We start from the raw sequence: 15,200 nt of genomic DNA on the forward strand, positions 1-15,200 counted from the left end.
GCGCCGCAGCGCTGGCGTCCATCGTGCGGTGCCGGGTGGGTCCCTCCGCTCGCGAAGAGACGGTTTCGCTTTCACACCCCCGGCAGCAATTCGCGGTAGACCCCGATCGTGCGGGAGATGACCGACTGCTCGTCGAATTCGCGCAGTGCCTTCGCGCGTGCAGCGGCGCCCAGTCGCGCGCGCAGCGAAGCGTCGTCGTGCAGGCGCGCGATGGCGCGTGCAAGGGCGACCGCATCCCTGGCCGGCACCAGCAGGCCGTCAACGCCATCGGTGACGACCTCGCGGCAGCCGGGCACGTCCGTGGTCACCAGCGGCAAGCCGCAGGCGGCGGCCTCGATCAGGCCCTTCGGCAGGCCCTCGCGGTAGCTCGGGAGGATCACGGCGTCGGCGGAGTGGAAGAGCGCGGGCATGTCGTCCACGTGCCCGAGCCAGCGCACCAGACCTTCGCGCTCCCAGCCCCTGATCGTTTCCTCCGACGCTGCAGCCGGGTTGCCGGGGTCCGGCTCGCCGGCCAGCAGGAATTCCATCGCGCGACCTTCCGACTGCAGCAGCCGCGCAGCCTCCACGAATTCACGCAGGCCCTTGTCCCAGAGCAGCCGCGCAGGCAGCACGACGCGGAACGCACCCTTCTTGCCGCTTCCGCTCCCGCTCTCGCGGGCCGGCTTCGGTGTGAAGCGCCGGCAGTCGACCCCCGAGCCCGGGATGAGGCGCACCTGGTCGGCACGCACCAGGCCGGCGCGGTGGAACAGGGCCACGTCGTCGGGGTTCTGCAGGATGAGCCGCGCGGTTTCGCCGCCGAGCGCGAGGCGCAGCAGCGAACTCACTACCGGACGCAGCACGCGGGCCTTCACGTCGCCGCTGGTGAACACATACCCCATTCCCGCCACGGCGTTCACGCGGGCCGGCACACCCGCCAGCCGCGCTGCCAGGGAGCCGTACACGGCACACTTGATCGTGAAGCCGTGCACGAGTTCCACCTGCTCCGCGACGATGAGGCGCCGCAGCCAGCGCAGGAGTGCGAGTTCGCGCAGCGGGTTGAGGCTGCGCCGCTGCATCGGCGCCTCGATCCAGCGAAACCCCAGTTCGCCCAGTCGCGCGCCGTAAGGTCCACCCGGCGAGAGCAGCAGGACCTCGTGCCCCGCATCGCGCAGGGCGACGGCCAGCGAGCGCCGGAAGTTGTACAGGTACCAGTCCGTGTTCGCGAAGAGCAGGATTTTCAACGAAGGGCTCCGTCCGTTCGTGTGGCAGGCATGGTGTCGGCTTTGTCAGGGGCATGGACAGCAGCCAGGGCATTCTGCGGGATGACGCGCATGATGTCCTCGACGATCAGACGTACGCCCAGGTTCGACAGGTGGTCCGCGTCACGGTACAGGGGAACGGCGTTCAGGTGCGTCACGCATCGCCCCGGCACCACGGTATTGCACAGGTGCTGTGCCGGCCGCACGAGCACGACGTTCCTCGCGCCCCGCAGGTCCGCGAACACTTCCGTCGCATGCCGCGCCCTGGCCTCGTACACGGCGAAACTGGTGGAGCCATCCGCGGGCGCCAGCGTGCCGTGGCGGGACAGCAGCTTCATCAGGTAGTCGGGAACGTACCAGCCGGCCTCCGGCACCGACTGAACGACGATCACCTCCTTTCCTGCCGCTGCATAGCTGCGGATCGTCCGCTGCATGCGCTGCTGCAAGCCGGCGAGCCGCTCCTTCTCCGGCGTCGTCAGTCGTGTTCCGTTCGCCACCAGGTCGAGCCGGGTGGGCTGCCCCTTCTCGACGCCGCCTTCGCCGTTGTCGAAGCGCGCGCGCTCCAGGTAAAGCGGCCAGCGTGCCACCAGCACCACGTAATGCAGTTCGGGCTTGCGGGCGAGGTACTCGAAGGTGGCCTTGTTGTGCTCGTAGCAGCGGTGGTCGGTCCCCTGGTCCGCCCGGTACACGTCGAGAATGGGCGGACAGCCTTCGTAGGTGAACTGGGTGACCTTGAGGCCACGCTTGCTGGCGGCCTGCGACAGCTCGTAGACCAGCGCGCGGGCGTGCGAATCGCCCACCACTGCGATCCGGGCCTCTCCCTCCCCGTACGAACAGGCGTGCTCGGGCGCGACGAACTTCTTCGGATTCGATGCGCATCCGACATAGCGGAAGAAGTTCTTGTCCTCCGGCTGGAAGCGCGCGAACTCGGGACCCCATCGCAGGCGAAAACCGTTGCTGCGGTCACCGAGCACTCCGAAGGCCGCGAACACGGCCAGCCCCGCAAGGGACAGCGCGAACACATGGTTGCGGGTGAGGAACTGGCGGCCGCGGAACGGCATCTCCACGTACTGCCAGCTCAGGTAGGCGAGCACGAGACTGGCGGCGCACATGGAAAGCAACAGCATCGCCGGCGGCTCGTTGATGGAGGCGTGGCGCGCGAAAGCCAGCAGCGGCTGGTGCCACAGGTAGGCGCTGTAGCTGACCAGGCCGACGCCGACGCACCAGCGGCTGCCCAGGATGCGGCCCGCCAGGTTCTCCGGCCGCGCGAACAGGATGATCAACAGCGCGCCCAGCGTCGGGACGAGCGCGTACGCGCCGGGAAACGGCAGCGACTTGTCGAACACGAACACCGCGTACGCGATCAGACCCAGGCCCAGCAACGCGGCGAATGCGCCCCACGCGGCAAGGCGGTCGGTGATCGCGCGATCGTGCCGTCCGCTGGCGAACACCGCCCCGAGCGCGCCCACCATCAGTTCCCAGGCGCGCGTCGGCAGCAGGTAGAAGGTGGCGTCCGGCGCCCGCGTGGCGCCCCATTGCGCGAGCGCAAGGCTCAGGACGAGGATGGCGCCCAGTGCCACGTAGGCCGCGCGCCGGCCGAATCGCCACAGGAAGACGAGCAGGAGGGGAAACAGCACATAGAACTGTTCCTCCACGGCGAGGCTCCACGTGTGGAGCAGCGGCTTGAGTTCGCTGGCCGTATCGAAATAGCCGCTCTGCTGCCAGAACAGGATGTTGGACGAGAAGGCCGCCACCGCCACGACGCTCCTGGCGAATTCCCGCATGTCCACGGGCGTGAGCAGGCGCCAGGCAAGCGGCAGGCAGAAGACGAGCACCAGGAAGAGGGCGGGCAGGATGCGCCGCGCCCGGCGCTCGTAGAAGCGGGCGACGGAGAACTTTCCCTGCTCCTGCTCGTCCAGGATGATGTACGTGATCAGGTAACCGCTGATCACGAAGAACACGTCCACGCCGACGAAGCCGCCGCTGAAGGTCGTCATCCCGGCGTGGAACAGCATGACCGGGACCACGGCGACGGCGCGCAGGCCGTCGATCTCACGCCTGTACTTCATGCCTTCCCCGCCCTTGCGCGCGCCGTTGCCGGAACCGGGCGGCCGCGTGTTCCCCCGCGGCTGCCGGGACGCTCCGAAATGGCCGATCACGCTGGTGTCGATCCCGGTCAGGCGCACCGAGCCGAGCCAGGCCGCCGCGTTCCAAACGGCCATCGCCACGGCGTTGCCCGCGGCAGCGCCCATGATTCCGAAGCGCGGGATCAGCAGCGCCGACACCACGGCGTTCACGATCACGCCCAGCGCCGTGAACCGCAGCAGCTTGCCTTCGTGGCCGCTCATCATGAGCTGCGAGCTCGCCATGCCGGCTGCTGCATTCACGGCCTGGCCGGCGAACAGGACGAGCATGGGTCCGTAGGCGGCTTCGAACGGGGCGCCGAACACCAGCCGCAGCGGCGAACTGCCGAACAGCAGGAAGAACAGCGGGAGCGGCATGGCCCCCAGGAGTGCCAGCCGCGCCATGAAAACGGCCGTGGATTGCAGCGTGGCCGTCTCGCCGGCCGCACGCAAGGTTGCGAACTTCGGGGTGGCCAGCAGGTTCACGGCGGTGTACACGAAGCCGCTCAGAAGGGCCATCTGGGTGGCGATGCGATAGATCCCCACCTGCTGCAGGGTGCCCAGGGCGCCCAGCAGGAGGATGTCGGTGTACGAGTTGAGCAGCATCAATCCGGAATTGCCGGCCATGACGGTGGCACTTCCGAGCCACGCGCGCGTGTGGAAGCTCGGAGCCGCCGCCGCCAGCGGCGCCGGAGACATCCGCCGCAACACCAGGATGCCGGCCACGGCCGCGGCCAGCGATCCGATCGCGAGGGCTGCAAAGGCGTGCACCAGTTGCGCGCCGTGCCACAGCAGCACCACGAGGCCGAAGCACACGATCTGCAACCCGGGCCGCAGCAGCATTTCGGGCAGCTGTCCCCACACCGGGTGGTTCAAGCCGCGCAATACCGCGAGCCTGAGCGCGGAGAGCTGGTCGAGGAAGAGCACGGCCGCCAGCAGCAGCGCCGCCGACGCCGTGAAGGAAACCGTGGCCGGTTGCACGGCGAGCCGCGCGAAGACGATCGCCGCGACGGCGCCCACCAGCGCGATCACCGCGGCGTACTGCGTGCCGCGCCGCATCATGCCCTTCGCTTCCGCCCAGCCATCGTCCTGCAGGGCTGCCGCGACGCGCCGCAGCAGCAGGGTGCCCCACCCGTAGCTCACGGGGACGCCGGCCAGCGTCAGGATGATCACCGCGTAGCCGTATGCGCCGAGTCCGTCCGGCCCCAGCGTACGGCCGAGGATCACGGTGACGAGCAGGCCCAGGCCCATGCCGGCGACCCGCAGCGCCCCGAGCGCCGCGGCGGATGCGACCAGGGCCCCTTTCATGCCGGCGCGCCTCTTTGGCTGCGGCGCCAGCCCTGGTACATGAGGATGGACCACAACTGCGTCTCGTGGTCGCGGCGGCCGGACAGGTGATCCGCCCAGAGCCGCCGCACGTGCGCCACATCGAACACGCCCGCATCCTGCAAGGCCTGCGCGTCGAGGAGCGACTCCGCCCAGTCGCGCAGGCCCGCGCGCAACCAGCGCCCCACTGGCACGGCGAACCCTGCCTTCGGGCGATCGACGAGCGCACGCGGGACGTGCCGGTACAGCAGCTCGCGCAGGATCGTCTTGCCCTGGAGGCCATCGACCTTCATCGGCAGCGGCAGCCGCCAAGCCAGCTTGAACACCTCGCGGCTCAGGAACGGCGTGCGCACCTCCAGCGCCACGGCCATGCTGGCGCGGTCGACTTTCGTGAGGACATCGTCGGGGAGGTAGTTCGCCGTGTCCAGCAGCATGGCCTGGCCGGCGAACTCGAGGGCGGCCGAGCGCGTGTCGCTGCGCGCCGTCAGGGCGCTGCCCGCATGCGGATGCGCCAGCACGCGCAGCGGCGCCCCCGTCGTCAGCAGGCGGTTGTGGAAGTCGGCGCAGTTGTGCGCCGAAAGCAGCCCGGCGAGCTTGTGGATCTTCTCGCCGGCCTTGCCCGCGGCGAGTTCGCGCGGCGCCAGCCGGCCCGCCAAGCTCACCGCCCGGTTCAGGGCCGCAGGTGACACGGTCCGCAAGGTGGCGGAGGCGGCATGGCGCAGCGGCGAGGGCACGCCCGAGAGGCGAGACCACACACGGGGGCCGTGGAAGTAGCGGTTGTAGCCGGCGAAGAGTTCGTCTCCGCCGTCCCCGGACAGCACCACCGTCACGTGCTCGCGCGCCATCCGCGAGACCAGGTAGGTGGGCACTTGCGAGGAGTCCGCGAACGGCTCGTCGTAGGTTGCCGCCACCTCGGGAATGGCGGCCTGGACCTCCGCGGACGTGAGCCTCAGCTCTGTATGCCGGGTGCCCAGGTGCTTGCTCACGGCGCGGGCATGGACCGCCTCGTCGTAGCCGGCTTCCTCCATCCCGATCGTGAAGGTGCGCACGGGCTGCGAGGCGCCGTCCTGCATCAGCGCGGTGGTGAGCGACGAGTCGATGCCGCCGGAGAGCAGCGCGCCGAGCGGAACGTCCGACACCATGCGCCGCCGCGCCGAGCGTCCGAGCACCTCCTGCAGTTGCTCCAGAGCCGATTCGCGCGTTCCGGCGAAACCCCGCTGGCGCGCGGCGAGGGCGGTGCCGACCATGTCCCAGTAGGCGACCGGCGCAGGCAGCGTTCCGCTGCGGACGTTTTCCTCGCGCACGGTCAGGCTGGTCGCGGGCGGAAGCTTCCACACCCCTTCGTAGATGGTCGCGGGCGCCGGCACGTAGCTGTACTTCAGGAAGTCCGCCAGCGCGTCGGCGTTCTCGGATGGCGCAAAGCCGGGCCAGGCCCGCAGCGACTTCAGCTCGGAGCCGAACAGGAGGACGCCGTTGGCGCACCCGTAGTACAGGGGTTTTTCGCCGAAGGGATCGCGGGCGAGCGTGAGCGTGCGCTCCGCGCGGTCATGCACGGCCAGCGCGAACATGCCATCCAGCAGTTCGAGGGCGCGCTGCACGCCCAAGTCGGCGAAGAGTTCGAGCAGGACTTCAGTGTCGGAATGGCCGCGCCAGCGAATGGAGCCCCGGCGCTGCTCTATGCCGACCCGCAAGTCGGCGAAGTTGTAGATCTCACCGTTGAAGGCGATGACGAACCTGCCGTCGTGCGACTTCATCGGCTGCGCGCCCGCAGGCGACAGGTCGATGATCGACAGGCGCCGATGGCCCAGTCCGGTGAGGGCCGAGCCCGCGCCACCCAGCACCTCGTGGCCGTCGGCGTCGGGGCCGCGGTGGGCGATCGCACGGGTCATGGCCTGCAGGCGCAGCAGGCCTTCGGCCGGGCCGACCGACGGCGAGACGGAGAGGAAGCCGGTGATGCCGCACATGGCCGACTCAGCTGGGTGCGGCTGTCAGCGGGAAACCGCGGGCTTGCAGTTCGGAGGCGGAGCGGGTGGTGAACAGCCAGTCGCGCTCCAGCTTCACGGGCACGATGCGATCGGCGGGGCGCAGGCCCGCGTCGCTGATGTGGAAGATGTTGTAGCCGACCTGGCGCAGGAAGGCTTCCATCTCCGGCACGTTCGGCGCGCGGCGCAGGACCTCGCAGACCATATCGGGCTTCACGCGGGCGATCAGTTGCCGGCCGCCCCGCAACACTTCCCACTCGAAGCCTTCGACGTCGATTTTCATGACCATCTTGGAGGCGTACCCCGCGTAGAGCTCATCGAGCGCGGCGATCGGGATGTCGACACCGTCGGCGGCGACCGAATCGAGCGCCACGGACGAAGCGAGTGCGCCGCTGCCGAAGCTGCCCGGGACCTTCAGCGTGCCCTTCGCCGCCCCGAGACCGACCAGGCGCGGGTGCACGCGCGCCACCAGGTTGTTGCGGATCGTGTTTTCCCACATGAGGACATAGTTGTCCGGCACGATCTCGTAGGCGTCGCACTGGATGCGCGGGTTCTCGCGCGCGACGGCCAGGGCGAACAGGCCCGTGTAGGCGCCGATGTCCAGGAAGGTGTCGGCGTCGGCGCTCAGCGTGATCGCCAGTTGCAGGGCCAGGCGGTCCGCCGCGCCGTGCAGGTGGCCCTGACCCCAGTAGACCTCCTTGGCCACTTGGCAGCGCTCCGCCTTCTGGAGCACGACGCTGCGGTCGTTGCCCAGCCGCAGCGTGGCAGCGCCGACGACGGGAATGCGCCGCTTCCATTCGGCCGCCTGCAGGGGAGCGAGTGCCATCACCACCGGCCGGTTGATCGCCGGCGTGAGCAGCAGGCGGCGCGCCATCGCCTTCCACAAGGCCGGCGTGGCGACCCGCCTGTAATCGGTACCCACGGCACTCATGCCGTGCCCTTGCGGCCGACGGCGCACCAGTAGGGCTCCGCAGGCGAGAAGCGCATGTCCACCAGCCCCGCCTTGCGCATCATGGCTTCGACCTCGCTGCGCGTGAAGCGCTGTTCGAGCGGGGTGCCGAAGCGGTCGCGGCTGTCCGTGCGCAGCGTCGTCATGCTGGAGTTCCGGTAGAAGGAAAGCGGCACCGACGCCACCGGCAGGCCCACGCGATCGAGCACGCGCGCCAGCCGCGCCAGCGGCCAGTAGACGGTGAAGGCGATCAGGTCCGTCGCCGTGTGCTTGGCGCGCGGCGGCAGCGCGCTCACGCCGCGCCGCACCAGGTTGCTCGCCTGCCACAAGGCGCGGAACCACAGCGGACGATTGTCGAAGCGGTAGTACAGGTAGACGAGGAAAGGCGCGCCCGGTTTCAGCAGCCGCACGCAATCGGCGAGCGCGCCGGCCGTGTCGGGAATGTGGTGCAGCACGCCGAGCGAATAGCCGAAGTCGCAGCTTGCCGGCGCGAGGGGCGCGGTCTCGGTGGTGGCATGGTGGAAGCTCGCGTTGCGGCAACTTGCGAGGTTGGCGCGGGCGATGGCCAGCGCCTCGTGGGAGGCGTCGATGCAGTGCAGGCGCCCGACCCGGGGCGCGACCATGCGGGCCCAGCGGCCGCTGCCGCAGCCCATGTCGAAGCCCTGCGCGTCCGGCGGCAGGCTGTCCCAGGGGAAGATGCCGAAATAGCCGTCGAAAAGCCGCTGGACTTCGCCCTGGTCGAGGTTGGCCTGCGTGAACTTCGTCCACTCATCGCCGAAGGAGGCGATCGTCGCTTCGTCCCGGTTCGCTGCTGCTGTCTTGGTGTCGACCACGCAATCCTCCATGTTGGTCAAGCTGTACGAGAAGTGCCTCCCAGGCGTCGAGCACGCCCCCGAGCGCATAGCGGCTGACCGACGCGGGCCCTGCCGCGCCGAGGCGCGAGCGCAACGCCTCGTCTCTCATCATCCGTTCCATGCCCGCCGCCAGGGTGGCCACGCGATCGCCCGACGCGGAAACCAGCAGTCCGTTGATCTCGTCGCGAACCATCTCGGCGACGCCGACGCAGCTGTCGAAGGCGAGCACGGCCCGGCTGCTCGCCAGCGCCTCGGCAGCGACCAGGCCGAAGGACTCGTAGAGTGAGGGCAGGACGACGAAGCTCGCCGCCGCGTACTCGGAAGCGACGTCGCGCGTGACACCCGGCAGCACGGCGCGATCCTGCAATCCCAGCCGCGCGATTTCCGCCTCGAGCTGCGGGCGCAGTTCGCCTTCCCCGACGATCCTGAGCGTCCACTCGGGGAAGCCCGGCGCCAACCGGGCGAAGGCCTGCAGCAGCTCGATGTGGTTCTTCTGCGCCATGAAGCGGCCGATCGTGAGCAGCACCGGCGGCTGCCGCGGCGCTTCCCGGCCGCGCTGCATGAAGGTCGCCAGGTCCACGGCATTGGGCAGGACGTGCACCTTGCGGCGGGCCGCCGGCGGGTGCTCCTCGCGCAGCGGCGCCGAGGGGACGGTCTTGGCGATCGCCAGCCGGTCGCCCAGGCGCACGAGCATCCGCTGCAGGGGACGGTCGGCGTAGTGCGCGGCGTCGATGTGTTCGCTGAACACGAGGCGCGTCCCGGTGCCGAGCAACGCAGCGGCCACCGGCACATAGGTGGAATGCATGAAGGCGATGACCAGGTCCACCTTCTTGCTCACGACGGCGCGACGGATGCGCGGGATGTTCATCAGGAAGCCCAGGCGCGGCGTCGAGCGCCCCGGTTCCCCGATGCCGGTATCGGTGCGCTCGATGCGCGGGTCGAGGCGGTAGAACGACTCCCCCGCCGGGTCGAAGGTCAGGACCTTCACCTCGTGCCCGCGGGCGACGAGCCCGTTGGCGACGTCCACGAGCACGCGCTCGGCGCCGCCGCCGACCACGTTCAGCGACTTGATGACGAACAGCAGCTTCAACCCGTCACCTCCGATGCGGTCACGAGGTCGGCGCTGCCATCCAGATCCGGACGCGTCGGGAAGGTGACCAGCTTGATCGTTTCCTCGTCGAGCTGCTTCACGACCTTGGCGGGCACGCCGGCGAGCAGCACGCCTTCCTCGGTGTGCGCCTTCGTGATCACCGAACCGAGTCCGACCACGCAGTGCCGGCCGATGCTGCTGCCGGGAACCATCTGGATGCCCGAGCCCACGTAGCTGTGCGCGCCAATGCGCACCGGTGCCACGTCCTGCCGGTTGTGCGTCCACAGGTTGGAGACGCGGCCCGCGAGAACCACGGATTCTTCCAGCGTGACGCGGTCGGTGAAGTCGATCTTGTGCCACGCCGTCACCACCGCGCGCTGGCCGAGCGTGAGCACCGGGTCGTTATTGCCTCGCGCCAGTGGGCTCAGGATCGAGTTGATCTCGTTGAAGCGGCCGATCGTCGCACCGTTGCCGAGTTCCACCAGCCTCCCGCCCAGCAGGATGTTCACGTGCCCGATGCGCACGTCCTCGCCCAGGGAGAGCTCCTGCATGTAGGCGATGTAGTTCAGGTTGCCTATCCGGGTGCGCGCACCGATGCGGCACTTGCTCGCGATGAGCACGCTGAATCCGATGTGCACGCCCTTGCCGATCTGATACCCGAGCAGATACCGGTAGGCGAGCACTTTCAGGAAGGAGGGCAGCGGCAGCAGCAGGAATGCGATGAACTTCTGTTTCGTCATGGAGGATGCCTACGTCGGCGCTTGCGCGGAAGGATGGATCGCGGCCTGGGTGGCCTGCGACGTGCGCTCGCGCCCCTTCCTGATCAGGGGGTATTCGAAGTACTTCCAGGAGACGGCGGCCAGGGTGAACACGATGGCGCACGCCAGTGGGAGCGCCTGCCAGTAACCGAGCCTCACCCCCACCAGGTGCTGCAGTTGCAGGATCGCCTCCAGCACAAAGAGATGGAACAGGTAGATGAAGTACGAGTACTTGCCGAAAGTGGCCACGCCTTGGGCGATGGGCGCGAGCGCGGATTGCACTGCTCCGCGCCGGGCGCCGCCGACCCGCGAGCGGGCACGCGCGACATCCGCGGCCGCGAGGCCGGAAACGAGCGCCGCCGTCGCGATGCCGAACACCGTGTAGCCCACGAGGTACAGCCGCTGGTCCGAGATGCGCACGAACTGGAACATCCAGATCAGGGCGAACACAGCGCAGCCGGCGACCGGCACCTGCCAGCGCCGGTGCTGCTGGCCGATGGTGCTGATCGCTGCGAGGCCGCCGAGGGCGATCGAGTCCAGCCGTGCCGGAACGAAGTAGTAGAGGTTTTCTGGGTCGAACCACCCGCCCGTCGCGACGGCGATGCGCAGCAAGGGGGCACCAACCAGCATGGCGAACAGCCCGGCGCGGAGCGCACGCCGGCCGCCGAGGCAACTCAGGCCGAGCACCAGGTAAGCGGTCTCTTCGACGGAAAGCGACCAGGTGATGGTGAACGGCACCGTACTCGCGCCGAAGATGGGGATCGTCCAGCCGTTCAGGAAGAGGGCCGGGCTCCAGAGCAGGAACAGGCGGTCCGCCCCGATGCCCGTGGCGATCGTCACCAGCACGAAGCTCGCGATCGCGACCAGGAAGATGGGCACGATGCGATAGATGCGGCGTACGAAGAAGGCCTTGATGTGTTCCGCGTCCCGCCACAGGATGGACGTGATCATGAAGCCGCTGATGCCGAAGAAGATGTCGACACCGATCCAGCCACTCCCCTTCAGCAGCTGGCCGACGACGTCACCCGCAGCCGGGCGGAAGCGCCACGCCGCGTGGTGGCCGATCACGAGAAAGACCGCCAGCGCGCGCAGCATGTCCAACGAGGCGAGCCGGCTCGCATCGTCGCCGCCGGAGCGCGCGGTCGTCAGCAGCATAGTTCGCGTTCGGAGGGGAAAGTGTTCAGCAGGTTCCGGTAAGGCACATAGGCGATGCCCGAGTTCGACGCCACCAGCCAGAACACCAGCAGGAGGACGAACAGACTCCCGCACAGGAACTTGTAGACGGCCATGGTGCCCGCCCCGCGCAACACACGCGGCAGGGCGGAAAAGACGTACATGGAGACTGGGAACAGGTACAGCGTGATGCGCCCCGCTGCGGCGGAGACCACGAAGGAAAGGGGCACGAGGCAGATGGCCAGTACCGCCATGTTCCGGTGCAACTCGTTCGGCAGCAGCTTGTCGCGGTAAGGCTTCATCAGGAAGTAGATCATCGCCGGGCCCGCGTTGAGCAAGGTGTGGAACAAGGCGCCGGAAGAAGACGTGAGCCCCAGTTGGTTGCTCACGTACAGCGTGTCGTAATAATCGAGCCGGCCGGTGGCATCCAGCACGTACAGCCCCACGGACCCGAAGATGAAGACCATGGCGAACTTCATGGTCCGCTGCATCTGGATGTCCGCGGCGACGACCAGCAGGAACAGCAGGGCGCTGAAGTGGAACAGCGCCGCCAGCCCGACGAAGGCGGCCCGCGTGATCAGCGAGTACTTGTCCCAGCGTGCCACCGCCCACAGCAGGATGCCGATGGCCGCGGCCTGGCGATTGGCGCTCATTCCGATCACGACGACCAGGAACGGCAGGGCGGTCAGCAGGGCCAGCCAGGGGTAGGGCGTGGTGCGTGCGTACCTGAAGAGGCCGAGCATGAGGATGACGGCGACAACCAGGTTGGCTCCGTACACGCCGTAACCCATCTGACCCGACTGCCGCAGGATCAGCGCGTAGGCAGGCTCCGCCGCCCCCAATGCTTCGTTCAGCGGCGTCCAGGTGACCTTCTGGATCATCAGCAGGTAGTTGTTCCAGTCCATGCCGACGTGATGGCGCAGTCCGACGAAGCCGACGAGGATGAAGAACGCCCCCGTCCACATGACAATGTGCAGGCGGTGCTGCTGCGACGCCATCGCCATGAAGGCGATGGGAATGCAGACAAACAGGTAAGGCAGCATGCCTCAGGCTCCGTTGCTAGGCGGCCGCGCCAGGTCCAGCGGCCGGGCGGGGCGAACGGAGTTCCAGACTTCCGTGAACCGCGCCTGATAGGTGGCGTCCTCGTCGAGCTCGCGCAGCAGCGCGCCGAGCGCGTCCGGGTGGGCTGGAGGACATGGAAACTGCGCCGGCGCCGTGCCGGCCGCGGACTCCTGCAGGTCGACGACGACGCAGAGCGTCCCCTGGACCAGCAGGTCGATCGCGGTGGTCGAGGGGCTCGTGATCACCCAGCGCGCGCCGGCGGCCGCCGGCCCCATCGGCTCGGCGTGGTCCTGCTCGACGAACCCGAGGCGGCTCGCCTCCTGGCGGATCTGCGCCGAAACGTCGGCCGGCAGGCGCCGCAGCACGGGGTGCGGACGCCACAGCATGCGTTGCCCTGGCGGGCCGAGCTTGCGCGCCGCGGCGGCCACGAGGCGCAGCAGGGCGATCTCGTCCTCCGGTCCGCGGGCAATGAAGCCGGGATTCATCGGGTGGGCGAGATTGGTGAGCAGGTAGATGCCTTCGCGGCCGCGCACCGGTTGCGGCGCAGGCGCTTCCTGCACCAGGCATTCCCCGTAGGTGCCGAGGCGCGCGTACTGCTCCGCGTCGAAGCCGCAGCGGAACCAGGCAACGTCGGAAAAGCCCGGGAAGTTGGGCCCTGTGGCGAGTCCGTGCACCACGTGGATGGTCCGCGTGCCCCTGGCCTGCATCGCCGCCTCGAGGGCGGTCGTATCCGCCACCCCCGTGTGGCCGAAGAAGACCGTATCCACCGCGGTACCGTGCATCTTCCACCACTGCTCCATCGCCGCGCCCAGCAGCACCCGGAAGACGATCGCCAGGTGTTCGCGCGCGCCGGGGAGGTAGTGGTGCCTGGGGGCCTCCCGCCAGCCCTCGGCCAGCAGGCGCAGCATGCGCGGCACGGCGCGCACTGCGGCCGTGGCCGAGAACGGATGAACTAGTCGCGGCACGGGCGCGCCCGCCATCGCGGCCCACTCCTCTCGCAGCGTGGCGAGGGAGGTGCGCAGCCGCCCGATCACGACGATGCAGCAGGGACGCGCCTGCTCGATACCGGCCTTCAGCAGGTGCTGCGTGCGGGTGGCGCGCTCGCCGTGCAGGGCCAGGGCTGTGTCGCCAGCCACCGGTGCCGCTGCGCCCCGCATGCGGCGACCGACGGTCAGCGTGTACGCGACCAGGCTGGCCGCCGCGCCAGTGGCGGCGACGAGGAAGCGCAGGCGATCGAGCAAGGCCTGCGCGCGCGCCAGGCCCTGCCGCGCGAGCCCGCGGCACGCGAGTTCGCGGTTGACGACGCGCGCATCGGCGTACAGCGCCGGCACCGAGAGGCTGCGCTCGCTGGCTTGGGCGGCGCCGGCCTCGCAGCCTTCGGCCAGCAGGTGGGCATAGCCCAGCGTGATTTCCGGGGAGCCGAGCGCGGCCTTCTGGCATTCGAGCTGCCACGGCGAGCGAGTGCGTCCAAGGTCGCGCGCAAGTTCCCAGGCCTTGGCACGGCCGGCGAGGCTGGCTTGCGGCAGCCCCGGCGCCTCGGGGCTCGCCTGCGCGCTCAGGCTCGCTTTCCAGCCGTCATCGGTGCGACGCGCGACCAGCGAGGTCATCATGCGAGCTCCCGGATGTCGCGGAACATGCGCTCGGCGCCGCTTCGCGCATCGGCCACGTGGGTCGCGATCGCTTCACGCTCCTGCGGCGACCAGCCTGCGGCGCTGGCGTGCGCGATGCTGTTCGCATCGAGGTCCGTGCTGGCGCGCCAGGGCGCAAGCCCCGCGTCGGCGACCAGCGTCGCGATCTTGCTCGTATTGGAGGGCACGCTGATGAAAGGCGTGCCCGTGATCAGCGCCAAGGTGCAGGCATGGAAGCGGCCCGAGACGAGGAGGCGATAGCGACCGAGGGCAGACAGGAAAGGCTCGGTGCGCGTGAAGCTGTTGCGGCCCAGGCGGTTGCGCAAGCGCACGATGCGCAGCAGCTGCGCGGGCGTGAGCGCGTCGCGAGCCGCGAAGCCCTGGCGCAGGAAGCGCAGGTATCCCGCAGCCCCGGGAGGCGGAAAGACGATGGAGAGCGTGTCGCCGCCGACCTGCCGACGGCAGCGGTCCAGGGCCACGGCCTTGAACCGGTCCACGCTGTCGGTGAACACGATGCGTTCGCGCGCAGCGGCGCCAGCCTCCGGGGCCGGCAGGTACAGGCTCAGGTCCGGCACCACCCGACAGGCCACACCGCCGGCGCGTACCGCGTCGGCGCTGGCGCCGTCGCGCAACGCGACGAGCGCGAAGTCGCGCAGCATGGCCAGCAGCTCGGGGCCGTTCGCCTCCCAGCCGGCGTTCACCAGCACCGCGGGCACGCCGGTCGCGCGCGCGTAGGCGCCGATCTCGAGCAGCCGGCGCGCCGCGGGCCGGTCATGGTGGAGCGTGCCCTCGCCGTTGACGATCACCAGCCGGGCACCTTCCAGGGCCTTCAGGAATGCCGGGTCCTTCCAGTCCGCGTGCGCGGGGCACGAGCCGGTCACCTGCATGCCGTTGCGCGCCACCAGTGCCTCGATCGCACCCATCACCCGCTCACAACCGTGATGCCGGTCCACCCTGGTGTCGTTGAGGATGCAGACGGGAAGGGGTGTGCTCATGGGTGGACGGCGGAGGCCGGAC

General features: G+C 69.4%; 11 protein-coding genes. All 11 read right to left on the reverse strand.

Features of this window, described 5'->3' with window-relative positions:
- Positions 1–71: 71 nt before the first annotated feature.
- Genes JI746_RS11740 through JI746_RS11790 form a run of 11 tightly spaced genes read right to left on the reverse strand, consistent with a single transcriptional unit; the run spans position 72 to position 15,178 of the window.
- Positions 72–1,220, reverse strand: a complete 1,149-nt coding sequence (locus JI746_RS11740; RefSeq protein ID WP_201689657.1) for a glycosyltransferase family 4 protein — start codon at positions 1,218–1,220, stop codon at positions 72–74.
- On the reverse strand, positions 1,217–4,669 hold the full coding sequence (locus JI746_RS11745) for an SGNH hydrolase domain-containing protein (RefSeq protein ID WP_201689659.1): 3,453 nt from the start codon (positions 4,667–4,669) through the stop codon (positions 1,217–1,219). Before JI746_RS11745 ends, JI746_RS11740 begins: the two co-directional genes overlap by 4 nt.
- On the reverse strand, positions 4,666–6,651 hold the full coding sequence (gene asnB / locus JI746_RS11750; protein ID WP_201689660.1) for an asparagine synthase (glutamine-hydrolyzing): 1,986 nt from the start codon (positions 6,649–6,651) through the stop codon (positions 4,666–4,668). Before asnB ends, JI746_RS11745 begins: the two co-directional genes overlap by 4 nt.
- 7 nt (positions 6,652–6,658) lie before the next feature.
- Positions 6,659–7,600 (reverse strand): FkbM family methyltransferase, encoded by a 942-nt coding sequence (locus JI746_RS11755; protein WP_236599775.1) that lies wholly within the window; start codon positions 7,598–7,600, stop codon positions 6,659–6,661.
- A complete protein-coding gene (locus tag JI746_RS11760; RefSeq protein WP_201689662.1) occupies positions 7,597–8,451 on the reverse strand; it encodes a class I SAM-dependent methyltransferase in 855 nt (284 codons plus the stop codon). The genes JI746_RS11755 and JI746_RS11760 overlap by 4 nt, the downstream gene beginning before the upstream one ends.
- Positions 8,387–9,562, reverse strand: coding sequence for a glycosyltransferase family 4 protein (locus JI746_RS11765; protein WP_201689663.1), 1,176 nt, complete (start codon positions 9,560–9,562; stop codon positions 8,387–8,389). Before JI746_RS11765 ends, JI746_RS11760 begins: the two co-directional genes overlap by 65 nt.
- Positions 9,559–10,302: an acyltransferase gene (locus tag JI746_RS11770; protein ID WP_201689664.1), complete on the reverse strand. Its 744-nt coding sequence runs from the start codon at positions 10,300–10,302 to the stop codon at positions 9,559–9,561. Before JI746_RS11770 ends, JI746_RS11765 begins: the two co-directional genes overlap by 4 nt.
- A 9-nt stretch (positions 10,303–10,311) precedes the next feature.
- A complete protein-coding gene (locus tag JI746_RS11775; protein ID WP_201689665.1) occupies positions 10,312–11,475 on the reverse strand; it encodes an acyltransferase family protein in 1,164 nt (387 codons plus the stop codon).
- Positions 11,466–12,536, reverse strand: coding sequence for an EpsG family protein (locus tag JI746_RS11780; protein ID WP_201689667.1), 1,071 nt, complete (start codon positions 12,534–12,536; stop codon positions 11,466–11,468). Before JI746_RS11780 ends, JI746_RS11775 begins: the two co-directional genes overlap by 10 nt.
- A gap of 3 nt (positions 12,537–12,539) precedes the next feature.
- Entirely contained in the window at positions 12,540–14,165 is a 1,626-nt protein-coding gene (locus JI746_RS11785; protein ID WP_201689669.1) for a hypothetical protein, read from the reverse strand.
- On the reverse strand, positions 14,162–15,178 hold the full coding sequence (locus JI746_RS11790) for a polysaccharide pyruvyl transferase family protein (RefSeq protein ID WP_201689671.1): 1,017 nt from the start codon (positions 15,176–15,178) through the stop codon (positions 14,162–14,164). Before JI746_RS11790 ends, JI746_RS11785 begins: the two co-directional genes overlap by 4 nt.
- Between the last annotated feature and the right edge of the window lie 22 nt (positions 15,179–15,200).

The sequence above is a fragment of the Ramlibacter alkalitolerans genome (assembly GCF_016722765.1).
Taxonomy (GTDB): Bacteria; Pseudomonadota; Gammaproteobacteria; order Burkholderiales; family Burkholderiaceae_C; genus Ramlibacter; species Ramlibacter alkalitolerans.